Here is a 201-nt window from a genome sequence, read left to right as displayed (position 1 = left end):
GGCGCGAAGCGCTTTTCTTTTACACCCTCTAGGGTGTTTTCTTTTAAATCATTATCATACTCATTATCATTATCAGCTTTTTTTGCTTTTTCAGAAAAGCATTTGCTTTTTTTGCTTTCCTCCGAAACCATTTGCTTTTTATCAGAAGCATTTGTTTTCGGTCTTCCGCCTTTCTTTCCTGCTTCCGATCTGGCTGCACAC

The 201-nt window shown here is 38.8% G+C and carries 1 protein-coding gene; it reads right to left on the bottom strand.

The window, feature by feature from the left end:
- The coding region (locus DWZ76_RS15160) for a hypothetical protein (protein ID WP_207663663.1) at positions 1–201 on the bottom strand (201 nt) is incomplete at both ends.

Source organism: Clostridium sp. AF35-15, assembly GCF_003477745.1.
Taxonomy (GTDB): domain Bacteria; phylum Bacillota; class Clostridia; order Lachnospirales; family Lachnospiraceae; genus Otoolea; species Otoolea fessa.
Note: the sequence above shows the minus strand (reverse complement) of the source record. Positions and strands in the feature narration are given on the sequence as shown.